We start from the raw sequence: 26,469 nt of genomic DNA, 5'->3' as shown, positions 1-26,469 counted from the left end.
GATAGGTCTGATGCTCCCGATAGCTGGGTTTTACCAGGTCATTGATTAAGTGCTTTACTATTCACAGGACCTATTTCATGCCCGAACATCCGAAGAACCAGATTCACTTTGTCCAAATTAAGATTGGTTTTGCCCTGTTCAATTTTGCGCACCACGGTTAATGCTACCCCCGCACGCTCCGCGAATTCTTCCTCAGTAAGATTAACTGCTTTTCTACGTTTTTTCACGAATTCCGCCAACTGTGTCATTATATGCAATTAAATATAAAAGTATTAAAAATTCAATATTTATATTCTTTTACATATAATAAGATGTTCAAACCTCATTGATGAGGTTTTCTTTCTTGCACTGCTAGCTAAACGTAATGATTTGGTAATTGGTGCTATTAATCCTTTTAATCTTAAGTCGATTATTGGTAATAGCACGAGCATGATGCTCGCGCTAGCGGAGGAAATGAGGGGATTATGATTGAAGTCTATTGGAGGGAATCGGAAATTTGAGGTTAACCAAAATTGAGGGCTCGTTGTTCTTAGTTTTTATTTTTCGTGGATTCGTTTTTTTAAGTCCATTCTTTCATGCAAAATTCTCGTAATTTCAACATAATTTTCATTAGTTGATCGATAGAATATAATATGTCGATTCGTTTTAAAACCGAATAGATTTTGAGTAATTCCAACATAATTCTGACCTAAATCAGGATTGTTAGCAATTTCTTGAAAATAGGAAATTAACATTTCATAATACTTGTCCGCTTGGTTTTCCGACCAGACCTCAAAAGTATAGTCCCATATTTTAGCAAGGTCCTCAACGGCTTTTTTTTGTCAGTTTGTATTCAGCCATGCGAATGTTTTTTCGCTTTTAAGGATTCGAGATGCTTTTTTGGGTCAAAATCCTTCGCAATTCCACTATCAATTCCTTCTTGAATAGCAGTTTTCAAGGCTATGACCTTATTTTCTTCTTCCTCTAATAGTCTTAAACCAGCACGAACAACTTCACTCACATTTTTAAATCGGCCTTCTTTAATTCGGTTTTGAATGAATTGGTCAAAATAATTTCCCAGCGATATGGATGTGTTTTTACTCATTATGATACATTTATTTCAAATATACCAAAAATTGGTAAAAAATAAAACTCTAAAAGTACACTCAACCCTTGTAGTAACTAGGTTGTTGTAATAATATTTTTGTTGCCAAGTTTGTTTAATGGCCATATTAATTTTTTAAATCACTACTTAAGTTTTGTTGTAACGGGCTTTCTTTGCTGGCATGGATATGCACCGCCAAAGAATTGTGATCCATTAGAATTTGTCTAACGAAAATATTTCCAGGCTGGCGCATAGTTTGTGTTAGATGGAGATTATCTCACTCCATATGCACCCTCACATCTTGGAACATAAACGGATTTCTGCTGATTAATAGGTCCTTGCCACTTGTGGTGGTCACATTCTTAAGGATTATTTCATTGGTTTTGATATATGGAAATTGCTCCTGATAAGAATCATCCGTCATTTCTTCATTAAAGTCTTTAAAAATGGCGGGCCCTTCATAATCTTCCGGGTGATTGGTATCATCTATATGGAGGTTCTCTAAGGTGATTCTTTCGGGCATATAACAGGTATAGCCAAAATTATGCTGCCCAGAGTAGGAACCTCCTATAATGTTGGCTTCGCTGGGCTTACCCCCTTCGGGTATAAAAACACAGTTGCGGATCACTATCTCTCCCTGCCATGTACTACCATAATCCTCGCGCAAATTAATTAGGGTTTTACCTCGGATAGTGCTGTTCTCAATGGTCAAGACACCGCTACCTATGGCATTGATTCCCATATGGCCAAGGGTAGAGTTTAGGATCGTGGCATTGGCAACCCCCTTATGGGCATCGAAGCGTGAAAAGGTGCAATGGTCATAGATCAGGTTCTTGGAGTAATTGGAACTCATTATCCCCCAATAGGTATTGTCGTTAATATCATTGGTCTGCCTGCAATTCTCAAACTTTACATTGAGGCCACGGTTTACCAGAAGGTCATACGATCCCATAGATACCGGTTTCCCTGCCGAGCCAATAGTTCGGTAGGTTTTGCGACCGGTGAGGAGGGTGTTCTTCACGGTTACATAGGCACAGTCACGGATATTGATAAAGCCGCCATAGGGCGCACCATGATCTCCTTCTCCTATGACGTGGTGCTCCAGCCCATCGATTACTACATTGGAACGGTTGACCCAGATGTTCCTGCTATAATAATTGTACTTGGATTCGGCCTTATTGGCAATGGTGGTAAAACGTCCTCCTGTAATATTTAGGGTTGTGGTGTCCAAGGGTATGGCGGTTACATTCGAAATCTGCTCAAAATCCCAAATAATGGGGGCGTCCAAATCCACATGTCCGTTTTTGTCAACGACAAAGATATCGGTTTGCTGGGAGCCATTGTCTTGGTTTAGCCCAAAGCGGATATAGTGCCTCACATTGGAATTCGTAACCGTGATAAGACAGGACTGAGGCAAAACGACGTCTATTTTTTCCTGGTTTCTTTTAAGTGATGTTATGCCATCCAGTTTAAAGGGCTGTAAGTTGGAAACCACCTTAAAAACCGAAGCTTTGTGGTTTTGGACTTGGGTATCATCAATAATAAAGGCCGCCGTTCCAAAATCGGTATCGGTTTGGATTTCTGCCGTACGTTCCTTGCCTCCTATGTAGTAGGTGAAACCCTGGTCGGCTTTCACCATAAGGCCGTGAAGATTGGCGAAGGCATGGGTTGCGGCAATGGCGTCCATATCATCTGTTTTACCATCACCTGTGGCGCCGAAATCACTATAGCGTACCCATCCAATAGCTTTAAATTTAAGGACATTTTTTGGGGATACATTTAGATGCAATTGCCCATTGTTACCTGCTTTTACTTGGGTTTTTTTCTTGTTGGAGGTGATAATTACATTTTCAAACTGCTTTTCTGCCTGTCCATGTGCCAAAAATAAACATGAAAAGAAAAAGATCAATAAAACGGAATATTTCATCATGGGCGCATGCTTTAGGTCAGCAATTTGAGAAAAAATCTTGCGGACGTTATAAATATATAAAAACTTGGCATTAATCAGCAAAGCTTGCATTGCCGAAGGGATTCAGTTATTCTCCGGCTTCCTAGAAGTACCGGTTAAGTAATTTGAGTTACTATTTAATAATAGGGAAGATATGAGCCTGCCGATTTGGACAAGGTTGAGTTAGCACAGGAATTTGTGGAGAAATAACTATTTAATCTGCGCTAACGGAGGTTAGAGTGGCATATTGTTTAAATCTTGCCTTCCAATAATGGCCATTATTTCAACAGTGTCATCCTGTATTCTGTAATAAATACTAACTGAACCGCAAACACAACGTCTATAGCCTTCTTTTATAAAATCAACTGATTCAAATGAAAAAGGTAGTTGGGCAATAATGTCAAAATACTCGAAAAATGAATAGTAGTATTGGTCAGCTTGTTCAACACCAAATTTTCTTACTTCGTATTGATGAATTCGTATCAAATCCACTCTGGCAGAGTTGCTTAATTTATAGTTAGCCACGAAGTAAGGACTTGGATTGCTCTAATATTTGTTCTTTACTATCTTCAGTAAATCCGCTGTTCTCAGCTTTTTCTAATTTAGTTCTGATCCAATCTATTTGGACATGTTGTTTTCTGGCTTGTCTGATCAAATCATTGACCAGTTCACTTTTGCTAGAGTACTCCTTATTGTCTACTTGTTTTTTTAACCATTCATCGTTGGGTTCTGTGAATGAAATACTTTGTCTAGACATAATTTTTATTTTGGTGTAAAAATACACCAAAAACGAATCAAATATAAATTTCTCAATTATCTTACCTAGCTTATCGGATGGTTAACGCCTGCTTGACGGCTAGGTAGGTTTGCGCCCAAGTCTTACGGTTATTCCATCTTATTTCCCAAAATTCATTACCGCAACACGATCAACTTCCAATCCTGCCCTCCTGCATGGTAGGTTTTTAATTCCTCAAATCCCACCGCGTAATGGGCTTCCAACGAACGCAGGTTGGTGGCATCTACCTCGGTAACTATACTGGTAAAATTGGGCTGTAGGGTATTCTTCATGGTTTCGTACAACTTTCTAAAAATACCCTGTCGCCGGTACTCCTTGTCTATACATATTTGTCCCATGACCATATAGGGGTCCCCTTTGGGTAGTACCGCTTCTATTTCCACAAACATGGGTTTTAAGACCTCAACGTCATTTCCAAATCGGGGATGCATGCAAAGCGCGTAGCCCACCACTTTATCTTGGTCCTTGGCAATGATATGGGGACAGACAGCATTCATTTGGGTCAGGAGTTCCAAAGTATGGGATACCGTAACAAATCCTTCTTTTTCCTTTTCATCGGCATCCACATTTTGTAAGTGGTTCCTATGTTGCAGGTCCAAGATTTGCTGCAATTCAGCTTTTGTGCTGCAGCGGGTGAATTTTATTTCCATTTAATCCAGTTTTAACCACTCTTTTCTATTTTTCAACACCTGTTTGCTAGGTTTGTCACCATCCTTTTCTGTTAACTGTATGCCATAGGCAGGATTCCCTGCGAGAACCACAGCGGTAGATTTTGGAAGGCCATAACGGGTATAGGCTACTTGTAGCGTGTCCCCAACCTTAAACTGGTTTATGATGTCGTTAAAACTCTGTGTTGCAGTCAAAGGAACGTTATTGATGGCGGTAATAACATCCCTGGCGTCTAGTCCTGCGTTATAAGCTGGGCTCCCTATTGGGGTATTTTCCTGAATGCTACCCATACCAAATCGGTTGGTGCTCACACTCGCCCCAAAATATGGTTGGTCCATGGCCTGCTTTAATGCAACCCCTACCGATGCGAACAATGAACCATAATCTGGCATTTCACTTTGATATATGTAGCTATCAAAGAAACTGTTTCCAAATTCCTTTCCCGCATATTGCACTAGGGTTTGGCGTAGGTCGGACAAGGTGTAGGGCACCTCTTTTTTACCGTAGGTCTGCCAGACCAATTTCATAAAGTCGTCCAAATTAAGTCCGTTTTGTCGTAAAGAAAGGTCCAGGGCCAGTCCCAAAACACTGCCATAGGAATAATACGAAATAAAGGTGTTTTCCCTATTCACCGGATCCACAGAAGTGGCAGCGTCCACAAAGGGCGCTTGGTAGCTCATTTCTATAGGGTTAAAGAATTGCCTAGCCGGAGAGTTCCAAACATAATTAAAAGTACCCGTTAGGCCCTCTACATATTCCTCAGGGGTGATGATACCGGCGCGACAAAGGATAAAATTGGTGTAATAACTGGTAAAACCTTCCGCAAACCAAAGTTCCCCGCTCATATTGGCTTCGGCAAAATTGAAGGGTTCCAAGGCCTGGGGACGAATACGTTCCACGTTCCAACAATGAAAAAATTCATGGGCAACAGTACCTATATTGTTTTTCATGCCACCTTCGGCCAAGCCTTCCCTATCGGTAAGAATGGTAGAATTTCTATGTTCCATGCCATCCCCGGAGGCATTGGGGATATAACAGGCCAAAAATGTATAGGTCCCGTAATCGTAGTTGGGCAGTTCACCAAAGACATCCTTTTCGGCCAGAACCACCTTCTTTACCTGTTCAAAATAGGTGTCCAGCTCTGCTTCCGTTCCGTTGTGGTGCAATACAAATTCTATGTTTTGTGGTGTTCCATGGTTATCTACCACAAATTGGCGGATCGCGTAATTGCTGATTTCGGTTGGACTGTCCATAAAGTACTGTAAGTTGGGTGCCGTATAGATATTGCCCGAAACTTTGGGCATTTGGGTGGCCACCTTCCAGTTGAGGTCTTCCCTTACCTTAAAATCCACTTCTATTTTCCGATCGGTTAAATTGGTCACGTACATAAAGGTGGCAGGGATATTTAAATGGGCATGGGTTTCGTCAATTTGGGCATAAGTGCCATCCCCACGATTAGCAAAAAGGGTATAGCTAATGTTTACCTCCCCATCATGGCCGGTAATATCCCACTGGTAGGGATTGGGCCTGGTAATATCCAAGGCCTTTCCTTTGCTATCGGTCGCCTTAAAATTGTATACATTTTTTGCAAACTCGTGTATGGCATAGCGCCCGGGAGAGGAGCGGCCCATCCGTACAGAAAGTACACCGGGATTCAGTGAAGGAAAGGAGGTCGTAATTTCCGCTTCGTGATGTACGGCATTTTCAAAAGAAATGCTATATTGGTTGGTTTGGCCCTGCAGGCCAAGGCTAATGGCAAGAAAAAGGAGGCTTAGAATGTTGATTTTCATATAATTCGATTTCGATATATTTTTATAGATGGGAAACCTGAGTTAATACCCGGTCCCGTATTATTATTTTCCAATGCTTTGTATAAACGAATATACTATATAAATACAGGATATGCTACATTTGTGATATGACGGAATTCCCAAAAAAATTGTCGGCTAAACTCACCGAAAGACAGACGAATAATGCCCTTCGGAAATTGCCAGTGCCCAATGGCCTTATCGATTTTTCCTCCAATGATTATTTGGGTTTTGCCAAAAACGAGACCATTTTTAAAAATGCCTCCAGCATCTTGGAAAAGAAAGGCGTTATAGCCAATGGTGCTACTGGATCTAGGCTGTTGACGGGTAATGACGGATTATATGGGGAGTTGGAAGATTTGTTGGCCAGCTTTTTTGGCTCGGAATCGGCATTGGTCTTCAATTCGGGATACGATGCCAACATAGGTTTTTTTAGTGCCGTACCACAGCGTTCAGATGTTGTTTTTTATGACGAACTCTCGCACGCCAGTATTCGTGATGGTATTGGGATGGGCCTTGCCCAGAGCTATAAGTTTAAGCACAACCGATTAAAAGGTCTTAAAGGGCAGATAGACCGCACCCGTGAAAGAAAGACTGATGGCGATATATATGTGGTTACGGAATCGGTCTTTTCTATGGATGGGGATACTCCGGATTTAAAGGCATTGGTGGAATTGTGCACTTCCAAAGGAGCCTATTTGGTCGTGGACGAAGCCCATGCGGTTGGGGTATTTGGTAAAAGGGGGGAGGGACTTCTAAATGATTTGGGATTGCAGGACAAGGTATTTGCAAGGATTGTCACCTTTGGCAAGGCCATGGGCTGTCATGGCGCAGCAATATTGGGAAGCCATACCCTTAAAAGTTATTTGGTAAATTTTGCACGTAGCTTTATTTATACTACGGGAATGCCCCCGCATTCCTTGGCAACGATTTTGGCAGCTTGTGAACATATGTCCATGTCAAGAGGTGGGCAAATGCAACTTAGGGCTAATATCGAATTTTTTAAGGATCAATTGAGGGGCTATGAACTTGAAGCCTATTTTATTCCCAGTAATTCGGCGGTGCATTGTTGCCTGGTGGAAGGCAATGAAAAGGTGAAAAATTGGTCGCTACAGTTGCAGGATAAAGGTTTTGATGTAAAACCCATTATGTCGCCCACCGTACCAAAAGGGCAGGAGCGATTGCGATTTTGTTTGCACAGTTTCAATACCGAAAATGAAATTAAGGATGTACTTTTAAGCTTGGCCCAATTATTTGAAAAGAAATGAATCCAGAATTTTACACCCTGGCTGCCTTTGAGTATGTAGCCGACGTTCAAATTTTAAAAGGACGATTGGAGGCCGATGGTATCCCGGTATTTCTAAGGGATGAGAACACCCTCAATTCAGACCCCCTGATCAGTAATGCTATAGGTGGAGTGAAGCTTCAGGTGTATTATTCCGATAAGGAAAGTGCTACGGAAATCTACAATGAAATTAGGGCCTATGCCATGGATGACCATGGCAATTTTAGGCGTTGTCCCAACTGCAAAGCAGAGAGAATGGAGATTTATTTTAACAGGAATGGGATTTTTTATAAACTTTTTCCATTTTTTGAAAAAAGAAAGTATAAATGTCTAAATTGTGAGTTTATAACAGAACCAAGCTAGAATGAAACAATTTTTTGTAACAGGAATATCAACAGATGTAGGAAAGACGATTACCTCGGCAGTCTTGGTCGAGGCCTTGGAAGCAGATTACTGGAAACCCGTTCAAACTGGGGACGATTCCGATAGTGAAACCATTTCCAGCCTAATCTCCAATACTAAAACAGTAATGCATAAGAGCAGTTACTCCTTAAAGGCACCCTTGAGTCCACATGCTGCCGCTGCTTTGGAAGGGGTTTATATAGATCACAATAAAATAAATGAGCCCAAATCGGAGAATCATATGGTGATCGAAGGGGCCGGAGGCGTTTTGGTGCCGCTGAACGATTCCGATACGATATTGGATATTATTATGCCAACCTATCATGTAGTTGTTGTGGTGAAGCATTATTTGGGCAGTATTAACCATTCCCTGTTAACCATTAAATGGCTCTTGCTGAAGGGTTACGATGTTGCCATACTTTTTAATGGGGAGCCCAATAAGGCGTCCGAAGATATTATTACTAAAATTACTGGAGTTCCTGTCTTGGGCAGAATTGGTCATGAATCCACTTTAACAAAGGAAGTGGTCAAGAAATACGCAGAGCAATTGAGGCCTGCTCTTATGGCCTGGTAAGGGCGTTGGCCGAAAAATTTGTTCCTTGGATCCAAAAGGGATAATGGTATGTTTATTCGCCTTAAATGAATTGGGATAGGGATAGTGTTTTTACTCATTATTCCCCATCTTTGCACCTCTATTTAAAAAGGATATTCAATTGAAAAGTCTTTCGGAAAGGGATCAAAAACACCTTTGGCACCCACTTACGCAGCATAAACTGCATCCTAAAATGCTTGGCATTGTTAAGGCAAAAGGGGCGGTTTTATTTGATGAGCACGGCAAGGAATACATAGATGGCATATCCTCTTGGTATACCAGTGTCTATGGTCATTGCAATGATGCTATTATTGCCAAAGTGTATGCGCAAATGCAGCAGTTGGATCAGGTGGTCTTTAGCGGATTTACCCATGAACCGGCCATAGCGCTTTCCGAAGCCCTGATTTCCTTGTTGCCGGAAAATCAGGAAAAATTATTTTTTTCCGATAACGGTTCCACTGCAACAGAGATAGGGATAAAGATGGCTTTGCAGTACCATCATAATTTGGGTAAAAAGCGGTCTGTTTTGATGGCTTTTGAAGATGGTTTTCATGGCGATACCTTTGGGGCGATGTCCGTCTCCAGCTTATCCGTATATAACGGTCCTTTTGAAGATTATTTTATTGATGTAAAAAGGATTACTGTTCCTACAGATGATAATATTGGGAGTCTATTGCATGAATTGGAAAATACCATAGATCTTGATGCTATTGCCGGATTTATCTATGAGCCCTTGGTGCAGGGTGCGGCAGCCATGAAAATGCACAAGGCCGAACATTTGGAGAAAATTCTAAAAGTGATAAAATCCCATGGAGTATTGGCCATAGCCGATGAGGTAATGACGGGATTTGGAAAAACAGGAAGGCACTTTGCTTCCGATTATATGGAGGTGAAGCCAGATATCATATGCATGTCCAAGGCCCTTACGGCCGGGATGCTGCCAATGGCAGTAACCAGTTGTACCCAGGAAGTTTATGATGCCTTTTACAGTGATGATATTGCAAAGGGACTCTTTCATGGGCATACCTATACCGCAAATCCCTTGGCCTGTGCTGCTGCCTTGGCGGGTATTGCACTGCTTAGGTCAGAAGAGATTCAAAAAAATATAGGTCAAATAATACAATGGCACCAAGAGTTTGATGCCGAAATTAAGGATCACCCCAAAGTGACTGCCACCAGACAGACCGGGATAATCTATGCCTTGGATCTTAATATTGTTATGGAGCGCTATGGCAATGTAAGGGATAAACTGTTTCAGCATTTTATGGATGCCGGGGTCTTTTTGCGCCCCTTGGGTAATACCATCTATATTTCGGCACCTTATATTACTACTAAAGATCAAATGCAAAAGATATACGACAGTATAAGGGAAGTCTTAGAAAAATTTTAATTCATGCAACACGAGCCTATTTATATTACGGCATTGTCCTCTATCTCCCCTTTGGGAACATCCTTAAAGGAAGTATGGGAAAACTATAAACGTCCGGACCATTTTTTAGGGGAGAAAACCTATGACAATATAACTGCCTGGGGAGCTTCCTTCACAGAGGATACACGGCAGAAGATATTAGCTTTATCCAACTCGGATACCAAGTATAAGAATTTGGATCCATCCGTGCTATACGCTATTTATGCGGCTAGGGAGACCATTTTGCAAGCTGGATGGCAAGATGGCAATTTTGGGGTAAACATTGGTTCATCCAGAGGGGCAACTGCCCTTTTTGAAAAGTATCACAGCGAATTTATCCAAAAGGGCGAAGCCTCTACCTTATCTTCCCCTACCACTACTTTGGGAAATATTTCGTCATGGGTGGCGCATGATCTGCAGACCCAAGGCCCGGAAATTTCCCACTCTATTACCTGTTCCACGGCCTTGCATTCCCTCTTGAACGGAGTGGCATGGCTAAAAAGTGGTATGGCCAATAAATTTTTGGTTGGGGGCAGCGAGGCGCCATTGACACCCTTTACCATTGCGCAGATGAAGGCACTGAAGATATACTCTAGGTTTGAGCCGAACGACCCGGAAGGTTATCCCTGTCGCGCCTTGGATTTGGACAAGAAACAGAACAGTATGGTTTTGGGAGAAGCGGCCTCTATGGCCTGTTTGGAGATAGGTAATTTGGATAATGCCCTTGCCCGCATTGAAGGTTTGGGATATGCTACCGAAATATTGGAGCATAATATCTCTATTTCCTCCGATGCCGTATGTTTTCAAAGGTCTATGGCAATGGCCTTGGGGAAGACCGACCCCAAAGAGGTGGATGTAGTGGTAATGCATGCCCCGGGAACCATTAAAGGCGACTTGTCCGAAGTAACGGCTATCAAAAAGATATTTGGAAAGGACATGCCTGCCTTGACCACCAATAAGTGGAAAGTAGGGCATTCTTTTGGAGCTTCAGGGATGTTGAGTTTGGAATTGGCGGTGTTGATGTTGCAGCACCAAGAGTTTATCCCAGTACCTTATGTAACTTACGATGTAGTTCCCAAGCAGATCAACAAAGTAATGGTCAACGCGGTGGGTTTTGGGGGGAATGCCGTGAGTATTCTTTTGGGTAAGCCTTAACTCTTTAAGGGCTTGCATTTAAAATTTTGTCACCTCACTTTTTTTGGCATTTTTTAGTGAAAGAAAGTTTATTTAAGCAGTTGATAATTGCAATAATTGATGAATTAGGGAATCGATTATTACAATTTCTGCAGATTATAAGTTATTTTTGACCCCTAAATATATGTTGGCTTAGGGATTGAAGCGACATCCTTTTTTTGCTTGCCGAGCTAAGCGAAGGTAAACTGAAAAAGATATAGCGAATAAGCCCGACCCCGACTTCCTTGCCCTCTCCTGCAAAGTGTAGACCTACAAGGTCTCCAAGACCTTGCAGGTCCTCCTTGTAGGAGTTGGGAGAGAAGGAAGTTGGGGAAAGCCCCAAGAACTAATAAGTATGAGCGAAGTAAGACATAACTGGACCAAACAGGAAATACTGGATATTTACAACAAACCGTTTATGGAGCTCCTTTACGAGGCGGCCACTGTACACAGGAAAAATCATGATCCCAATACGGTGCAGGTATCTACCTTGCTATCCATTAAAACGGGTGGGTGCCCAGAGGATTGTGGATACTGTCCACAGGCTGCACGCTACCATACCAATGTTGAAGGCAATGACCTTATGAGCGTCTCCCAAGTTAAGGCCCAGGCCTTGCGCGCTAAAACCGCCGGAAGTTCAAGGGTGTGTATGGGTGCTGCATGGAGGAACGTTAAGGACGGACCCGAGTTTGATCAGGTGTTGGAAATGGTGCGTACCATTAACAAGCTGGACATGGAAGTTTGCTGTACCTTGGGAATGATTACCGAGAACCAGGCGCATCGTTTGGCCGAAGCCGGACTTTATGCTTACAACCATAATTTGGATACTTCCGAGGACTACTATAAAGATGTAATCTCTACACGTGCTTTTAAGGATCGTTTGGATACTATAGACAACGTACGTAAGAGTAATGTTACCGTTTGTAGCGGTGGTATTATAGGTATGGGAGAAGCTTTGGAAGATAGGGCAGGTATGTTGGTGGCCCTTTCCACTTTGGACCCACAACCGGAATCCGTGCCGATCAATGCCTTGGTGGCAGTTGAAGGTACACCTATGGCAGACCTACCTCCAATCCCAATTTGGGATATGGTGCGTATGGTGGCCACTACCAGAATTATTATGCCCGAAACCCAAGTCCGTTTATCTGCCGGTCGTACTCAAATGAGTAGGGAAGGGCAGGCCATGTGTTTCTTTGCAGGTGCCAATTCTATATTTGCCGGGGATAAGTTGCTTACTACACCCAACCCGGATGTTAATGAGGATATGGCCATGTTTAAGCTGTTGGGATTAAACCCACAAAAAGCTTTTACCAAGGTTTCCCAGCCCCAAACTGTGGAAGCTGAAGATTCCCAGTATGCAGCCAAGGGGGAAAAGCCAAAATGGACCAGGCCCGGCCATACCATTGATAGGAACGAAGCTGCTAAAAAGAAGGCCAATCTAACGGAGTAATCCTGCGTTGGAATGAATTGCCAAGAAAATTATTTTTGGTTTTTTTAACTTTGCTAGATTAATCAATCAAGTTATATTGAACTTAAAAGAGATTCCAAGGGTAGCGAATATTACCAAAGAAGAGTTTCTCAATAACTATTTTAGGCCACAGAAACCTGTGGTCATAGAAAAGTGTATTGAGGAATGGCCGGCCTATACCAAATGGAATTTTGAGTATATGAGGCAGGTGGCCGGTAATAAAACGGTTCCGTTATATGATGATCGTCCGGTACATCATAAAGACGGATTTAACGAGCCCCATGCCTCCATGAAAATGTCCCATTATCTGGATCTTTTGCAAAGGGAGCCTACAAAATATCGCATTTTTTTATGGAATATTCTTAAAGAGGTACCAGAGCTGCAGAAGGATTATTCTTTTCCTGATTTTGGTCTTAACTTAATGAAGGGCCTACCCATGCTTTTTTTTGGAGGTGCCAATTCCCATACCTTTATGCATTACGACATTGATCTGGCCAACATTTTTCATTTTCATTTCGCAGGTAAGAAAGAGATCATTCTATTCCCTCAGTCGGAAAATAAGTACTTGTATAAAGTACCACATTCGTTGATTACCCATGAGAGCATAGATTTTTCCAATCCTGATTTTGACAAGTGGCCCGCCTTAAAAAATGCAACCGGATTTAAAACCTATTTAAAACATGGGGAGGTCTTGTATATGCCGGAAGGCTATTGGCATTATATGAAATATATTACCCCAGGTTTTTCTATGAGTTTAAGGGCAATAGCAAGAAATCCGGCGAATTTGGGAAGGGCCTTTTACAATGTGTTGGTTATGCGTTATTACGATAATATGATGCGAAAAATAAAAGGTCAGGAGTGGATAGATTGGAAGAACAAACAGGCCATAGAAAGGACAAATAAACTGTTGTCCTAGGTGATATGTGTAAGGAAAGGAATATCTTTGTCCCCTTTAAATAAAATTATATTAAGAAGATAATTATGAAAAAATTATTGTTTGCAGTGGTATTTGTTTTGACTGTGTCTTTTGTTAATGCACAGGCTTTTGATGGTAAAGAAGATATGAAATTTCAGATAGGGGCCAATTTTCAGGACAATGGAACCGGAATTGTAGTTGCCTATGATTATGGTTTGGGGGAAAACTTCTCACTTGGCCTATCGTCCTCCTATGCGTTGGGGGTGGCAGAGTGGATCAATGCCGATTTTGGAGACAGAATAGACCTTAAAGCAAGGTTCAATGCCAATTTGGGCAGTGTTTTTCAGTTGGGGGACAATGTGGATATTTATCCAGGATTGGATCTTAGTCTTAAGAATTTTGGTGGTCATCTGGGCATCCGCTACTTTTTTAGTGATGGCTTTGGTGTATTTACCGAAATAGGTGCACCACTTGCAAAATATAAAACCGATACTTTGACTCCTGCTGAAGAACTGCACAATCAGTTTGTCTTCAGTTTAGGAGCTTCCTTTAACCTAAATTAAAGTATATGATCTTTCGCCCTCTCCATAAAGAGGGGGCTGAAGGTCAATTTTTATTTATTAGGAACCAGTTCATATACTTTTTCATAGACCATTCCACTTTCCCACCCACGGTACAGAAGATAATCGGCAAGTTTTTTTCGCCTTTTTTGTAAGTCCTTTTCCCTTATTTCTGCCAAGCGTTTTTTGGCCAGGGCATTAAAGGTTTTTAAATATTCTTTGGACTCTATTTCCTCCAGTGCCAGGGTTATGTTGTATTTGGATATTTCCCTGTGCTTCAATTCGTTTACAATTCTATTTTTTCCCCATTTTTTAATTTTGAATTTCCCTCTGGCGAAACTACGTGCAAAGCGTTCCTCATTTAGAAAATTCTCTTGAATCAAGTGTCCCACTATAAGGTCTACGGCCTGTGGAATCATATTCATTTCCCTTAGTTTGGAAATCACCTCTTTATGGCAACGTTCCTGATAGGCGCAATACCCTTCCAATTTTTTGGTAGCTTCGTCTACTGAATAGGAATTTTTGGGAGTTATCATTAGGTAAACAAGGGTCTGGATGGTTAATTCCTCCTGTAAATTTTCTGGAGTATTTATGTAAATATACGTTGGTTTGTGGAATTGATAAATCTAGCCCGTTAATTTATTCAAGGTCCTAAATTTCCTTGGTTATTGGATAGGTTATTTTGGGGTCGTTAATTGGTGCAGTAGGCATATTGTAATTATATTTACGGCTCATAAAAAAACAATCTTTGAAATGAATAATAAATTTAAGATGTGTGTAGTAGCATTTAGCTTTATACTGGCTTTTACTACTTTGTCCTTTGCCCAACAAATAAACCCATTAGAGGGGCGTTGGGATATGGTTATTTCCCAAGAGGGGGAAGAACTTCCTTCTTGGCTGGAAATCCGTCACTCCGGTTCCCGGACTTTGGTAGGCAGGTTTGTTTATGCCATGGGTAGTGCCAGACCAATTTCCGAGGTAAAAATGGAAGATGGAAAATTTAGTTTTGCCATTCCCCCCCAATGGGAAGACGGCAATACCTACATGGAGTTTGAAGGAAGTATGAACGGGGATGTCTTAAAAGGTACCATGTTGTATACCAACGGCCAAACATACAATTGGGTGGCTACGCGTGCCCCTAAATTGGAGTATACCAAAAACCCAAAGTGGGGAAAACCCATTAAATTGTTCAACGGAAAGGACTTAAGTGGATGGAAAGCTATGGGAGAAAACCAATGGATAGTGGATTCCGGAGTACTAAAAAGTCCAAAATCTGGTTCCAATTTGGTTTCCGAACAAAAGTTCAACGATTTTAAATTGCATTTGGAATTCAAATATCCCAAAGGAAGTAATAGTGGGGTTTATTTACGAGGACGCTATGAGGTGCAGATTATGGACGGACAAGGGACAGAGCCCTCGGATGTGGAATACAGTGGTGTATACGGCTTCCTAACCCCTAATGAGGTGGTGGCCAAGGCGGCTGGAGAATGGCAGGAATACGATATTACCTTGATAGGGAGAAGGGTAACCATTGTGGCTAATGGCACTACCGTGATCAGTGATCAAATTATCCCTGGAATTACCGGTGGTGCATTGGATAGCGCGGAAGGTGAGCCAGGACCATTTTATTTTCAAGGGGATCACGGTCCTATAGAATTTAGGAATATAATTGTTACGCCTAGGGTAGATTAATTTTGCAAGGAATTTTTTGCGCAATTAAATGCGTTAAAACAAAAAAAGCGACTCCGTTTTGGAAGTCGCTTTTTGTTTAGTATATGGTTTTACCGTCTTTATTCTTAAAACGATATTCAAGATAAGTATAGGCATCCCTAGGTTGAATCTTAATCCATCTTTTGTTTTCCAAAAACCATTTGGAACGTATGGATGGAAACCCTTTGGTTAAATAGGCAGCAATAAATGGATGTATATTTAAGATAATTCCATTATCCTTTGCCGGACCTTTTAAGAGTTTTTCCAGATCTGCATTTATCTTGTCTATCAAAACAATTGGGGCCTCTACCTCCTGACCGGAGCCATTGGGATTTTCCTCACTTGTTTTAATGTTCATTTCGGGTCTGACCCGTTGTCTTGTAATTTGTATAAGTCCAAACTTACTTGGGGGTAGTATTTTGTGTTTGGCCCTGTCGTCCTTCATCTCATCCCTAAGGTGATCAAAAAGGCGTCTTCTGTGTTCGCCCTTACCCATGTCGATAAAGTCTACCACGATGATTCCTCCCATATCTCGCAGGCGTAATTGCCTTGCGATTTCAGAGGCGGCCAATAGATTTACTTCTAGGGCTGTGTCTTCCTGATTTTTGGCCTTATTGGAACGGTTACCGCTATTTACGTCTATAACGTGTAGCGCTTCGGTATGTTCAATAATTAAATAGGCACCTTTGCTCATGGAGGCTGTACGGCCGAATGAAGTTTTTATTTGTCTTTCTATCCCAAATTTTTCAAATATGGGAACAGTAGAATTATACAATTTTACAATAGATTCTTTTTCTGGTGCAATTTCATGCACATAATCTTTTACCTGCTCAAAAAGCGTTTCGTCATCAACATGGATTCCGGTAAAGGAATCGTTAAAAACATCTCTAAGAATGGAAGAAGCCCTTGTTAGCTCTACCAAAACTTTGGATGGATGCGGTGCTCTTTGGATCTTATTGCACATTACTGACCATTTGTTCAGCAAATTCTGCAAGTCTTTGTCTAGTTCTGCTACTTTTTTACCTTCTGCTACTGTTCGGATAATAACGCCAAACCCTTTTGGTTTAATACTCCTTACGAGTCTTTTTAACCTATCTTTTTCTTCTTTGCTCTCAATTTTTTGTGAAACGGAAACGCGGTCGGAAAAAGGGACCATGACCAAGTATCGGCCAGCTATGGAAAGTTCAGAGCTTATTCGTGGTCCTTTTGTGGAAATGGGTTCCTTTACTATTTGTACGAGTAAGGATTGATTGGCTTTAATAACATCATTGATGCTACCGTTTTTGTCAATATCTTCTTCAAACTGAAAATTACTTAAAGAATAGTCCTTAAGTTTTCCAGTGCTAACTTTTTTAATGAATTGCAACATAGAAGCTAGTTGCGGCCCCAAATCGTGGTAATGTAGAAAGGCATCTTTCTCATACCCTACATTTACGAAGGCTGCATTTAGTCCAGTTACCGGCTTTCTAACCTTGGCAATTAAAATATCGCCAACAGCAAAGTCGTTACTGTCTTCTTCTTTGTGTAATTCAGTGAGTTTTCCATCCTTTAGCAAGGCAAAATCAACGGCATTGGAACTAGATCTTACGATTAATTCTCTATTCACCTGAATTAATTTATATTCATCCCGCCACTCAATATATCAAGTGGGGATAAATGATTAAACAATAATTTGTACAGGTTGTATAAACCCGTCGAAATTCTATTACGAATTTCTATGTCAAGGAACGTATAAAAGGAAAAAGTAGTTGTAACAACTACTTTTTCTTGTGTCGGTTAGCTCTCCGGCGTTTTTTACGCTTGTGGGTAGCTACCTTATGTCTTTTTCTTTTTTTACCACTAGGCATAGAGGTCTACTTTTTTAGATTAATAATATTTTATTTGACTTGTACATTACTTTTTACGCCTTCCACAAAAACCTTGGCCGGTTTAAAGGCAGGGATGTTGTGTGCTGGGATTTTAATGGTAGTATTTTTGGATATGTTCCTACCTGTTTTTTCAGCTCTTGTTTTAATGATAAAACTGCCGAAACCTCTTAAGTATACGTTGTCTCCGCTTTCTAAAGATGTTTTTACCTCATCCATGAAAGATTCCACAGTTGCTTGCACATCTCCTTTTTCAATTCCCAGTTTTTCTGAGATTTTCGTTACAATTTCCGCTTTCGTCATTTTAACTAAATAAATTTCTAAAGAATTTTTTTTTCGGGATGCAAATATATGAATTAAATTGAATCTTTCCTTGCTAAGGAACTTAATTTTAAGTGGGTAAACCATTACTTTTGTAAATTAGGCCCTAGTAAATGAACTTTTCCAGAATTATTTTAGAGTGGTACGAGCTAAATAAGAGGCTTCTGCCTTGGCGTAGTTCCAGTGAGCCCTACCGTATTTGGCTTTCAGAAATTATGCTGCAACAGACCCGTGTGGCACAAGGTATACCTTACTATTTGAAGTTTGTGGAAGCTTTCCCGGAGGTGCAGGATTTGGCTGCGGCATCCGAAGAACAGGTTCTTAAGTTATGGCAAGGTTTGGGGTATTATTCAAGGGCAAGAAACTTGCATGCCACTGCAAAAATAATTACTGAAAAATATAATGGAAATTTTCCAAATACCTATAAGGAGCTGATGCAATTGAAAGGTATTGGGGATTATACGGCCTCGGCAATAGCTTCAATTTGCTTTGGACGGCCAGAGGCTGTAGTAGATGGAAATGTCTATAGGGTTTTGGCCAGATATTATGGTATAGACTTGCCCATAAACAGTGCGGGGGGTATTTTATACTTCAAAGAATTGGCCCGCGAAATTATGGATACCAAAAATATAAGGGACTACAACCAGGGAATTATGGAATTTGGTGCCCTACAATGCACTCCAAAGAATCCGGACTGCGGTAGCTGTCCCCTTCAGAAATCATGTGTGGCCCTCGCTACTAATAGCATAGATAGCCTTCCGGTAAAAATAAAAAAGAATAAGGTCCGTAATCGTTATTTTAATTATTTGGTATTGGTAGACGAAAATAAACAGACTTTATTGCAACAACGAAAGGGAAGTGGTATTTGGCAAAATTTATATGAATTTCCGTTACTGGAAACGGAAAAGTATATTGATCAGGGAGAGGTTGCGGGTAATTTGAAAGAATTGGTAGCGTTGGAGGAACCCTCTGAAATATACCTTTACAATGAAAGTAAAATAGTTCATAAACTTTCACACCAACATTTGCATACTCGGTTTTGGATCATCACCTTTGAATCCAATCTTAAAAATGGAATACAAATAGCTGAACTTCATAAATATCCTGTTCCAGTTTTAATTGCAGATTTTATAAAAACGTTTAAAATTTAGTACTTTTGAACTTTACTTTGAGTTATGAGCGGAACACTAAATAAGGTAATGCTGATCGGGCATTTGGGAGATGAGATTAAAATTCACTTTTTTGAAGGGGGAAACTGCATAGGGAGATTCCCATTGGCTACCAATGAGACCTATACCAATAAGCAGACAGGGGAAAGGGTAACCAATACGGATTGGCATAATATAGTGGTGCGGAACAAGGCTGCGGAAATATGCGAAAAATATCTAAGTAAAGGGGATAAGATTTACGTGGAAGGTCGACTTAAAAACCGTCAATGGCAAGGGGAAGATGGGAATACCAGGTATACTACCGAGGTGCATGTTCAGGATTTTACTTTTTTGACCACCAAAAAGGAAAGTATGGCCAATGCCCAGGCAGGCAACCAGAATCAACCACAGCAGGGTGCATCTGCCACAACAAATAAGGTTAATGAGCCGTTAGTTAACAACGGACCTGAAGATGAAGATGATTTACCATTCTAGACTAATTAAATTTAAAGACTGACTATTGGACCCAGACCCCCTTAGTTTATTATTGAATTTTATTGCAATCGATAGCGGTTTTGCTTTTAAAATCGCATTTCTTTTTATTTTGTTGTCTTTTTCTGCCCTTATTTCTGGGGCTGAAGTCGCTTTTTTTGGCTTATCTCAAACCGATGTTAATGAGATAGAGGAAAAAAAGACGGCCAAAGGAAAAATTATTGTCACCCTCCTGGATCGTCCCAAAAAACTTTTGGCCACCATATTGATTGCGAACAATGCCATAAATATTGGGGTGGTATTGTTGTTCAATAATATTGGTGACACCATTTTCGCTGACATTACCTATGTTATTTTAGGACTTGTTCCGGTGCGCTTTCTCCTAGAGGTAGTAGTGGTCACCTTTTTAATATTGATGTTCGGGGAGATTTTGCCCAAAGTATATGCCAATCGCAATAAATTTACCTTCGCCTTTTTTATGGCTTTTCCTTTGAAGGTATTGGACTTCCTATTTTCACCGTTAAGTTTGCCAATGAGGTCTGCTACCATTTACCTGTACAACAAATTGGGCAAACAGAAATCCAGTCTTAATGTGGGCCATTTGTCCCAGGCATTGGAACTCACTTCTGAAGGGGATACTACCATGGAAGAACAAAAAATACTAGAGGGAATCGTCTCTTTTGGAAATACGGATACCAAACAGGTGATGAGGCCCAGGATTGATATTTTTGCCCTTAATGAGGAAATGAAATTCTTGGAAGTGTTGTCCGAGATAAAAACTCATGGGTACTCCAGGATCCCGGTATTTTCCCAAAATATGGACAATGTTCTGGGGGTGCTTTATGTTAAGGATCTCCTGCCCTACATTGACCGAAAAACCTTTAATTGGATGTCCTTGATCAGGGAACCCTATTTTGTTCCTGAGAACAAAAAATTGGACAATTTGTTGCTGGATTTCCAGACCAAGAAAAATCATTTGGCCATTGTGGTGGATGAGTATGGGGGTACTTCCGGAATAGTTACCCTTGAAGATATTATCGAGGAAATTGTAGGGGATATTAGTGATGAGTTTGACGATGAGGACTTAATTTTCTCTAAGCTGGACGATTTTAACTACGTCTTCGATGGCAAAACAGCTCTAAAGGATTTTTATAGGGTAGCCAAAATTGAGGATGAGGATGATTTTGAGGAGAAAAAGGGAGAATCCGAAACGGTTGCAGGTTTTGTCCTGGAAATAGCCGGGAGCTTTCCTAAAAGAGGTGAGGTGGTAAGGTTTAAAGAGTATCAATTTATTGTGGAGAGCCTGGACAAAAAACGTTTGAAGCAAATAAAAATCACATTGCCCCATGAAGCGTAACCTAGGACTTGTTATTTTATTGTTATGTCTTGTGTCGGCTTGTAAAGACGATGTTTTACCAAAGCCGAAGGCCATGTTAAGGTTGGAATACCCATCCGGTAAGGAAGGAACATTGGAAACAGAACACTTTTCTATCAAGTACAATGAAACGGCGCAATTAAAATCCGAGTCCAATACCTCCTTTACATTGGACTATCCCCTTATGAAAGGCTCTATTTTTATTAATTATAAAGCAGTGAACGGTAATTTGGACAAACTGCTTACCGATGCTCAAAAACTTAGCTACGAGCATGTTGTCAAGGCCGACGGCATTTATGAGGAACCCGTAGTTAATGAGCCTTATAAGGTGTATGGAATGTATTATGAGGTAAAAGGTAATGCAGCCTCGCAATCCCAGTTTTATGTAACGGACAGTACAAAACACTTTGTAACCGGGTCATTGTATTTTTATGCCAAACCGAATTATGATTCCATTTTGCCAGCAGCGGTACATCTGCAAAAGGATATTCGCAAAATTATTGAATCCTTACGCTGGAAGGAGTAGCAATGCTCTAGTTGCTTTGCAATAAGTCCTCCGCCTGCTTAATGCTGGAATTTATTTGATTCTTAAGGGACTTCACTTTGGCCTCTTCCTCATCAAGCCATTTTTGTTTTTCTTCCGTCAATGCTTTTCCGTTCAGTATCTCGTCACCATCAAAACGATCGCCAAAGCTTTTCATCCAGTCCATCATAGCCTTGTGTGCTGCCTTTAATTCCTCCCTGGCAGCTGCATAGTCGTCGGAAGAGGCATCGTTCGTAATTTTTTCGTCCAATTGTGCCACTAATTTGCCAATAGTTCCCATTTTGGGCATTACCTCATCATGAACGGCCATTACACTTTTCATTTGTGAATTCTCCTTTTTTTCATCTTTACAGGAATATGCAACCGCAATTATAACGGATAAAATAAGGATTAATCTTTTTTTTGTCATGAGGTAAAGTTTAATGTTATTACGGGTGGCCTAAGTGGCCTTTTAATTTAAATTTTAAGTTGGGCAGACGGTTTTTTACAGGGTCGGCATCATTACTTTAAAATGACCTCAAAGATACTGAATTGTGAACGTTTTATAACTGCATTTGAATCCCATTTTCGAGAAAATCGACAGGTGTTATTTTGCACACTTAAATTATTTTGATGATAATTCAACCAAAAAATTGCTCCTAACCCCATTAACACCAATTTCATGAACAAGCTTTTGGGAAAGGAACAATTCGTTTTTCCCATAAATACGGTAATTACAAGAAGTGGCCAATGCGTTTCCAGGGTAAAATCGACTATAAAATCAATTCCTTGTTAATTTGCGCGGATAAATCATTAAAATTCTGTAAATTAAATGCATAACCTAAAAATTCTATACAATGAAACAATTTGCACTTCCTATTAGGTTTGGCATAGCTGTTAGCGGCTCATTGATTGCCTATTTCTTATTGTTGTCCCTTTTTAATCTTCACACCAATATTTTTTATAGTCTTTTTAATGGTGTAATTACTGGATTCGGGATATACGAGGCCATAAAATACTTTAGGCTTAAGGAGGGGCCCTCCTTTAATTATGGTAAAGGTTTTACGGCTGGGATTGTGACCGGCTTTGTAGGCACATTGATTTTTACAATTTTTTTCGCCTTTTACGCCACAGAGATAAATCTGGGATTCTTGGATAAGCTATCCAAAGTTTGGTTCCGGGATTATAACACTTCAGCTGGCATTGTATTCTTTACAGTGGCCATTATGGGCTTTGCTACTTCTTTGGTGCTGACCCTTTCTTTTATGCAATTGTTCAAGACCTCGAACAACCTCAAAAGAAAATCGGTTTAAAAATCTCAAAAATCACTTGTGGATTAAGGATTTAGGAGTATATTTGCACCCGCCTAAGTAAATATTAGGCTTGTTCTTAAAATTATAAATAACACAAGCTATGTACGCAATTGTAGAGATAGCAGGGCAGCAATTTAAAGTTGCGAAAGACCAAAAAGTGTATGTTCACCGTTTACAAGACGAAGAAGGTAGCAAAGTAACCTTTGATAACGTTCTTTTGTTGGAAGATGGTAGTAACATTACAATTGGCGCCCCAGCTATAGACGGAGCCGCTGTTGAGGCTAAAGTCATTAAGCACCTAAAAGGTGATAAGGTAATTGTCTTTAAAAAGAAAAGACGTAAAGGTTACAAAAAGAAAAACGGTCACCGTCAATATTTGACTGAACTGGTAATAGAAGGTATCATTGCCTCTGGAGCCAAAAAATCAGAGAAAAAGGCGGAACCAAAAAAAGAAGCTAAGCCTGCCGCTAAAAAAGCAGAGGTTAAAGCAGAAGCCCCAAAGAAGGTGGAAGCTAAAGCTACCGAGGATTTGAGTAAAAATACGGTTGCTGAGCTAAGAGAATTGGCAAAAGCTAAAGGAGTTGAAGGTTATTCTTCAATGAAAAAAGCAGAATTAATTGCCGCTTTAAGTTAATAACGAGAATTAAAACAATATATCATGGCACATAAGAAAGGTGTAGGTAGTTCTAAAAACGGTAGGGAATCAGAATCAAAACGCTTGGGCGTTAAGATTTATGGTGGACAAGCTGCCATTGCTGGGAACATCATTGTAAGACAACGTGGTACTAAGCATAACCCAGGTGAAAATGTTTATGCTGGAAAAGATCATACTTTGCATGCAAGGGTAGATGGTCTTGTAAAATTCCAAAAGAAAGCAGGAGGTAAATCCTATGTTTCTATTGAGCCTTTTGAGGCTTAATATATTCTAGCTTTTAAGAATTAAAAAACTCTTTCCTACTAAGGAAGGAGTTTTTTGTTTTTAGCGTCTCTACTTAATATTATATTCGTTTTACCACTTCTGATTTCTAAAATTCTTGGCTTTGGCAAAAGCTACGGTTTCGGATAAATAATCCACTAGGTCGTAATTAGGGATAGGCAAGACACTCTCCAAAAGGCTTGTGTCCCATTCATTGGGTTTAGAGGTCATGTAGGGGTGTAAATGCAGCCCTATGGTTTCATAGTAAAACTCTTCCAACTTTGAAGAAAATCCTGTTGAGGTATCAATTTTATCTTCGGTAAAACTAAAATTGGAGAAACCTACGACCTTCAAAATTTTTGAGATACCTTTTTTCATGTTCGTCTCTTTGGAATTAACAATGTTCAATTGTTGAATTTCTGTAGAAATTACTTTGGCAATCACCTGTGCGGCATAGTCCGTTGGAATAATATTTAATCCTGTACCTGTTTTGGTAGTTATTCGTATAGCATCCTGGGAGTTGTTATTGTGAAAAAACTTCGCAAAAAGGTAAAAGACCATGTATTTTGATATAAAATAATTTGGGCTCTCATTAATATTTCCCCCTAGAACGCTGGGCCGTAAAATTTGAATTGGAACATTGTTTTCCGTGCCGGCCTTTAATAGAAACTTCTCTGAAGCGTGTTTGGAGGCTTCGTAATGGTTTCGATAGTTGCCGTTTATTATTTTGGTATAATCATTATGCAATAACCCGCCTATATTCCCTGCGGCAAATGCCGTACTTATATAAACGAATTTTACAATGCTAGTGCAGTAAGTATTGAATATGTCTTTGGTAAACTGTAAATTCTGATTGAATATTTCCTCCTTGGCGGCAGGATCCGTAGATAAATTGACAAACCCGGCCGAGTGTATAAAATAATCCAATTTATTGTTCCCTAGGAAAGAGGCCGGATTTAATAATTCTTCCGCATCTACAGTAACTATTTTTTTTAAGACCTCATCTAGGTTCTTTTTTACAAAATCCGTCGCAAACTCACTTGACACTACATTTTTAACACGTTGTTCTGGGCTAACCGAAGTTTTCTTACGAACAGGGAGATAAATGGTTTTTATACTTTGAAAGCGAAGTTCTAAAAGCGAAAATAATACTCTAGAACCTAGGGTTCCAGTAGCTCCGGTTAAGAGTATGTTCATCAAGTTGATGTAGGAATTAAAAAATCAAAATCCTTATCTGTTTGAGTGTGATAAGGATTTTGGTTTTGTATTAAAATGGATTCTTAGATCTTTCCAAACAAGAATGGAGACTAGTACCTGTAATAATCGGGCTTAAAAGGACCTTCAACGGTTACCCCTATATATTCTGCCTGTTCCGGTCTTAAAGTTTCCAATTCCACTCCCAATCGGGAAAGGTGCAAAGCGGCCACTTTTTCGTCCAAATGTTTTGGAAGCATATATACGTCATTGTTGTATTTGTCACTATGGTTCCAAAGTTCCATTTGAGCCAAGGTTTGGTTGGTGAACGAGTTGCTCATTACAAAACTTGGATGTCCGGTAGCACATCCCAAGTTTACCAATCTACCTTCGGCCAAAACAATTATATCCTTTCCTTCAAGGGTATATTTGTCAACCTGTGGTTTTATTTCATCTTTGGTATGGCCATAATTCTTGTTCAACCATGCCATGTCTATTTCATTGTCGAAATGGCCAATATTACAAACTATGACTTTGTCTTTCATAGCTTTAAAATGCTGCGATTGGATAATATCCTTATTTCCAGTAGTGGTAATTACGATGTCCGCATTTCCAATAACTGTATCCATTTTCTTTACCTCAAATCCGTCCATAGCTGCCTGTAGCGCACAAATAGGATCAATTTCGGTAACCGTAACAATAGAACCTGCACCTTTGAAAGATGCTGCCGTACCTTTTCCTACATCGCCATATCCGGCAACTACAATTCTTTTACCTGCAAGCATTGTATCCGTAGCCCTCCTGATAGCATCTACAGCACTTTCCCTACAACCGTATTTGTTGTCGAATTTGGATTTGGTTACAGAATCGTTAACATTGATGGCGGGCATTGGCAAGGTTCCTTTTTTTACCCTTTCATATAGTCTATGAACACCAGTGGTAGTCTCTTCGGAAAGGCCTTTGATACCTGAGGCCAATTCTGGGTATTTGTCCAATACCATATTGGTAAGATCTCCTCCGTCATCCAAGATCATGTTTAAGGGTTGGCGATCTTCCCCGAAAAACAAGGTCTGTTCAATGGCCCAATTAAATTCTTCTTCGTTCATTCCCTTCCATGCATATACAGGTACCCCGGCAGCGGCGATAGCAGCTGCAGCCTGATCTTGGGTAGAGAAAATATTACAGGAACTCCAAGTTACCTCTGCGCCAAGGGCTACCAAGGTCTCAATAAGTACAGCTGTTTGTATGGTCATATGCAAACACCCGGCAATACGGGCGCCTTTAAGGGGCTGTTCTTTTCCGTACTCTTCCCTTAAGGACATAAGTCCGGGCATTTCGGCTTCGGCAAGCTCAATTTCTTTTCTTCCCCATTTGGCCAAGCCAATATCTTTTACTTTATAGGGTACGTAAGGAATGGTTTTAGTACTCATAAATTTTATTTGTTATAATTAGTTGTTCAAATGCGTATTAAAATAAATCGGAGTGATAGATCAAAAATAATAT

Annotated in this window: 29 protein-coding genes and 1 pseudogene; 16 read left to right on the top strand and 14 right to left on the bottom strand. The window is 40.3% G+C overall.

What is annotated here, in order from left to right; all coding sequences use genetic code 11:
* Positions 1-38: 38 nt before the first annotated feature.
* The 8 genes and pseudogenes from LV92_RS04555 to LV92_RS04520 form a co-directional block, all read right to left on the bottom strand.
* On the bottom strand, positions 39-248 hold the full coding sequence (locus LV92_RS04555) for a helix-turn-helix domain-containing protein (protein ID WP_111622475.1): 210 nt from the start codon (positions 246-248) through the stop codon (positions 39-41).
* 288 nt (positions 249-536) lie between these two features.
* Positions 537-840, bottom strand: a pseudogene (locus LV92_RS04550) (type II toxin-antitoxin system RelE/ParE family toxin).
* Positions 833-1,084: a type II toxin-antitoxin system ParD family antitoxin gene (locus LV92_RS04545; RefSeq protein WP_111622474.1), complete on the bottom strand. Its 252-nt coding sequence runs from the start codon at positions 1,082-1,084 to the stop codon at positions 833-835. Before LV92_RS04545 ends, LV92_RS04550 begins: the two are co-directional and overlap by 8 nt.
* A 277-nt stretch (positions 1,085-1,361) precedes the next feature.
* The gene (locus tag LV92_RS04540) at positions 1,362-3,014 is read right to left on the bottom strand and encodes a hypothetical protein (RefSeq protein WP_211322933.1); all 1,653 of its coding nucleotides are present in this window, start codon (positions 3,012-3,014) and stop codon (positions 1,362-1,364) included.
* 252 nt (positions 3,015-3,266) lie between these two features.
* Positions 3,267-3,557, bottom strand: a complete 291-nt coding sequence (locus LV92_RS04535; protein ID WP_111622472.1) for a type II toxin-antitoxin system RelE/ParE family toxin — start codon at positions 3,555-3,557, stop codon at positions 3,267-3,269.
* Positions 3,550-3,789: a ribbon-helix-helix domain-containing protein gene (locus tag LV92_RS04530; protein ID WP_111622471.1), complete on the bottom strand. Its 240-nt coding sequence runs from the start codon at positions 3,787-3,789 to the stop codon at positions 3,550-3,552. Before LV92_RS04530 ends, LV92_RS04535 begins: the two co-directional genes overlap by 8 nt.
* 155 nt (positions 3,790-3,944) lie before the next feature.
* Positions 3,945-4,478 (bottom strand): GNAT family N-acetyltransferase, encoded by a 534-nt coding sequence (locus LV92_RS04525; protein ID WP_111622470.1) that lies wholly within the window; start codon positions 4,476-4,478, stop codon positions 3,945-3,947.
* Positions 4,479-6,287 (bottom strand): M61 family metallopeptidase, encoded by a 1,809-nt coding sequence (locus LV92_RS04520; protein WP_111622469.1) that lies wholly within the window; start codon positions 6,285-6,287, stop codon positions 4,479-4,481.
* Between the two features lie 128 nt (positions 6,288-6,415).
* On the opposite strand from LV92_RS04520, the gene LV92_RS04515 reads away from it, so the two are divergent.
* The 8 genes from LV92_RS04515 (at position 6,416) to LV92_RS04480 (ending at position 14,112) form a co-directional block, all read left to right on the top strand.
* Positions 6,416-7,573 carry an aminotransferase class I/II-fold pyridoxal phosphate-dependent enzyme gene (locus LV92_RS04515; protein WP_111622468.1) on the top strand — a complete coding sequence of 386 codons (1,158 nt, stop codon included), beginning with the start codon at positions 6,416-6,418 and terminating at the stop codon, positions 7,571-7,573.
* On the top strand, positions 7,570-7,953 hold the full coding sequence (locus LV92_RS04510; RefSeq protein WP_111622467.1) for a putative signal transducing protein: 384 nt from the start codon (positions 7,570-7,572) through the stop codon (positions 7,951-7,953). The genes LV92_RS04515 and LV92_RS04510 overlap by 4 nt, the downstream gene beginning before the upstream one ends.
* Position 7,954: 1 nt before the next feature.
* Complete coding sequence (gene bioD, locus LV92_RS04505) at positions 7,955-8,566, top strand: dethiobiotin synthase (protein ID WP_111622466.1); 612 nt, start codon at positions 7,955-7,957, stop codon at positions 8,564-8,566.
* A gap of 139 nt (positions 8,567-8,705) precedes the next feature.
* On the top strand, positions 8,706-9,974 hold the full coding sequence (gene bioA / locus LV92_RS04500; RefSeq protein WP_111622465.1) for an adenosylmethionine--8-amino-7-oxononanoate transaminase: 1,269 nt from the start codon (positions 8,706-8,708) through the stop codon (positions 9,972-9,974).
* 3 nt (positions 9,975-9,977) lie between these two features.
* Complete coding sequence (locus LV92_RS04495) at positions 9,978-11,147, top strand: beta-ketoacyl synthase N-terminal-like domain-containing protein (RefSeq protein ID WP_111622464.1); 1,170 nt, start codon at positions 9,978-9,980, stop codon at positions 11,145-11,147.
* A 373-nt stretch (positions 11,148-11,520) separates the two neighbouring features.
* Positions 11,521-12,615 carry a biotin synthase BioB gene (gene bioB, locus LV92_RS04490; RefSeq protein ID WP_111622463.1) on the top strand — a complete coding sequence of 365 codons (1,095 nt, stop codon included), beginning with the start codon at positions 11,521-11,523 and terminating at the stop codon, positions 12,613-12,615.
* A 76-nt stretch (positions 12,616-12,691) separates the two neighbouring features.
* Positions 12,692-13,549, top strand: coding sequence for a cupin-like domain-containing protein (locus tag LV92_RS04485; protein ID WP_111622462.1), 858 nt, complete (start codon positions 12,692-12,694; stop codon positions 13,547-13,549).
* A 65-nt stretch (positions 13,550-13,614) separates the two neighbouring features.
* The gene (locus tag LV92_RS04480) at positions 13,615-14,112 is read left to right on the top strand and encodes a DUF6646 family protein (RefSeq protein WP_111622461.1); all 498 of its coding nucleotides are present in this window, start codon (positions 13,615-13,617) and stop codon (positions 14,110-14,112) included.
* Positions 14,113-14,162: 50 nt separating this feature from the next.
* Here the strand turns inward: LV92_RS04480 and LV92_RS04475 are convergent, their stop codons facing one another.
* Entirely contained in the window at positions 14,163-14,645 is a 483-nt protein-coding gene (locus tag LV92_RS04475; RefSeq protein ID WP_111622460.1) for a regulatory protein RecX, read from the bottom strand.
* A 217-nt stretch (positions 14,646-14,862) separates the two neighbouring features.
* On the opposite strand from LV92_RS04475, the gene LV92_RS04470 reads away from it, so the two are divergent.
* A complete protein-coding gene (locus tag LV92_RS04470; protein WP_111622459.1) occupies positions 14,863-15,801 on the top strand; it encodes a 3-keto-disaccharide hydrolase in 939 nt (312 codons plus the stop codon).
* Positions 15,802-15,877: 76 nt separating this feature from the next.
* Here LV92_RS04470 and LV92_RS04465 read toward each other — a convergent pair whose 3' ends face one another.
* Positions 15,878-17,425, bottom strand: coding sequence for an Rne/Rng family ribonuclease (locus tag LV92_RS04465; protein ID WP_111622458.1), 1,548 nt, complete (start codon positions 17,423-17,425; stop codon positions 15,878-15,880).
* Positions 17,426-17,696: 271 nt separating this feature from the next.
* Positions 17,697-17,987 carry an HU family DNA-binding protein gene (locus LV92_RS04460; protein ID WP_031445631.1) on the bottom strand — a complete coding sequence of 97 codons (291 nt, stop codon included), beginning with the start codon at positions 17,985-17,987 and terminating at the stop codon, positions 17,697-17,699.
* 131 nt (positions 17,988-18,118) lie between these two features.
* Here LV92_RS04460 and mutY point away from each other — a divergent pair, with 131 nt between their 5' ends.
* The 4 genes from mutY to gldD are packed head-to-tail and all read left to right on the top strand — an operon-like array spanning position 18,119 to position 21,546.
* The gene (gene mutY / locus LV92_RS04455; RefSeq protein WP_111622457.1) at positions 18,119-19,156 is read left to right on the top strand and encodes an A/G-specific adenine glycosylase; all 1,038 of its coding nucleotides are present in this window, start codon (positions 18,119-18,121) and stop codon (positions 19,154-19,156) included.
* Positions 19,157-19,180: 24 nt separating this feature from the next.
* On the top strand, positions 19,181-19,648 hold the full coding sequence (locus tag LV92_RS04450; RefSeq protein ID WP_111622456.1) for a single-stranded DNA-binding protein: 468 nt from the start codon (positions 19,181-19,183) through the stop codon (positions 19,646-19,648).
* A gap of 25 nt (positions 19,649-19,673) precedes the next feature.
* Complete coding sequence (locus tag LV92_RS04445; RefSeq protein WP_111622455.1) at positions 19,674-21,002, top strand: gliding motility-associated protein GldE; 1,329 nt, start codon at positions 19,674-19,676, stop codon at positions 21,000-21,002.
* Complete coding sequence (gene gldD / locus LV92_RS04440) at positions 20,992-21,546, top strand: gliding motility lipoprotein GldD (RefSeq protein ID WP_111622454.1); 555 nt, start codon at positions 20,992-20,994, stop codon at positions 21,544-21,546. Before LV92_RS04445 ends, gldD begins: the two co-directional genes overlap by 11 nt.
* Before the next feature lie 7 nt (positions 21,547-21,553).
* Here the strand turns inward: gldD and LV92_RS04435 are convergent, their stop codons facing one another.
* Positions 21,554-21,973 (bottom strand): hypothetical protein, encoded by a 420-nt coding sequence (locus LV92_RS04435; RefSeq protein ID WP_111622453.1) that lies wholly within the window; start codon positions 21,971-21,973, stop codon positions 21,554-21,556.
* A gap of 427 nt (positions 21,974-22,400) precedes the next feature.
* Between LV92_RS04435 and LV92_RS04430 the strand changes: the two genes are divergently transcribed.
* The 3 genes from LV92_RS04430 to rpmA all read left to right on the top strand — a co-directional run bounded on the left by LV92_RS04430 (position 22,401) and on the right by rpmA (position 23,775).
* Positions 22,401-22,856: a DUF4199 domain-containing protein gene (locus LV92_RS04430; protein WP_111622452.1), complete on the top strand. Its 456-nt coding sequence runs from the start codon at positions 22,401-22,403 to the stop codon at positions 22,854-22,856.
* 100 nt (positions 22,857-22,956) lie between these two features.
* A complete protein-coding gene (gene rplU, locus LV92_RS04425; protein WP_111622451.1) occupies positions 22,957-23,490 on the top strand; it encodes a 50S ribosomal protein L21 in 534 nt (177 codons plus the stop codon).
* Positions 23,491-23,514: 24 nt separating this feature from the next.
* Positions 23,515-23,775 (top strand): 50S ribosomal protein L27, encoded by a 261-nt coding sequence (gene rpmA / locus LV92_RS04420; RefSeq protein ID WP_031445623.1) that lies wholly within the window; start codon positions 23,515-23,517, stop codon positions 23,773-23,775.
* 90 nt (positions 23,776-23,865) lie between these two features.
* Here rpmA and LV92_RS04415 read toward each other — a convergent pair whose 3' ends face one another.
* Both LV92_RS04415 and ahcY read right to left on the bottom strand, forming a co-directional pair.
* Complete coding sequence (locus LV92_RS04415) at positions 23,866-24,969, bottom strand: SDR family oxidoreductase (RefSeq protein ID WP_111622450.1); 1,104 nt, start codon at positions 24,967-24,969, stop codon at positions 23,866-23,868.
* Between the two features lie 110 nt (positions 24,970-25,079).
* Positions 25,080-26,396, bottom strand: coding sequence for an adenosylhomocysteinase (gene ahcY, locus LV92_RS04410; protein ID WP_111622449.1), 1,317 nt, complete (start codon positions 26,394-26,396; stop codon positions 25,080-25,082).
* Positions 26,397-26,469 lie beyond the last annotated feature (73 nt).

It is taken from the genome of Arenibacter echinorum (genome assembly GCF_003259375.1).
Classification (GTDB): domain Bacteria; phylum Bacteroidota; class Bacteroidia; order Flavobacteriales; family Flavobacteriaceae; genus Arenibacter; species Arenibacter echinorum.
This window is presented reverse-complemented; position numbering and strand designations above follow the sequence as displayed.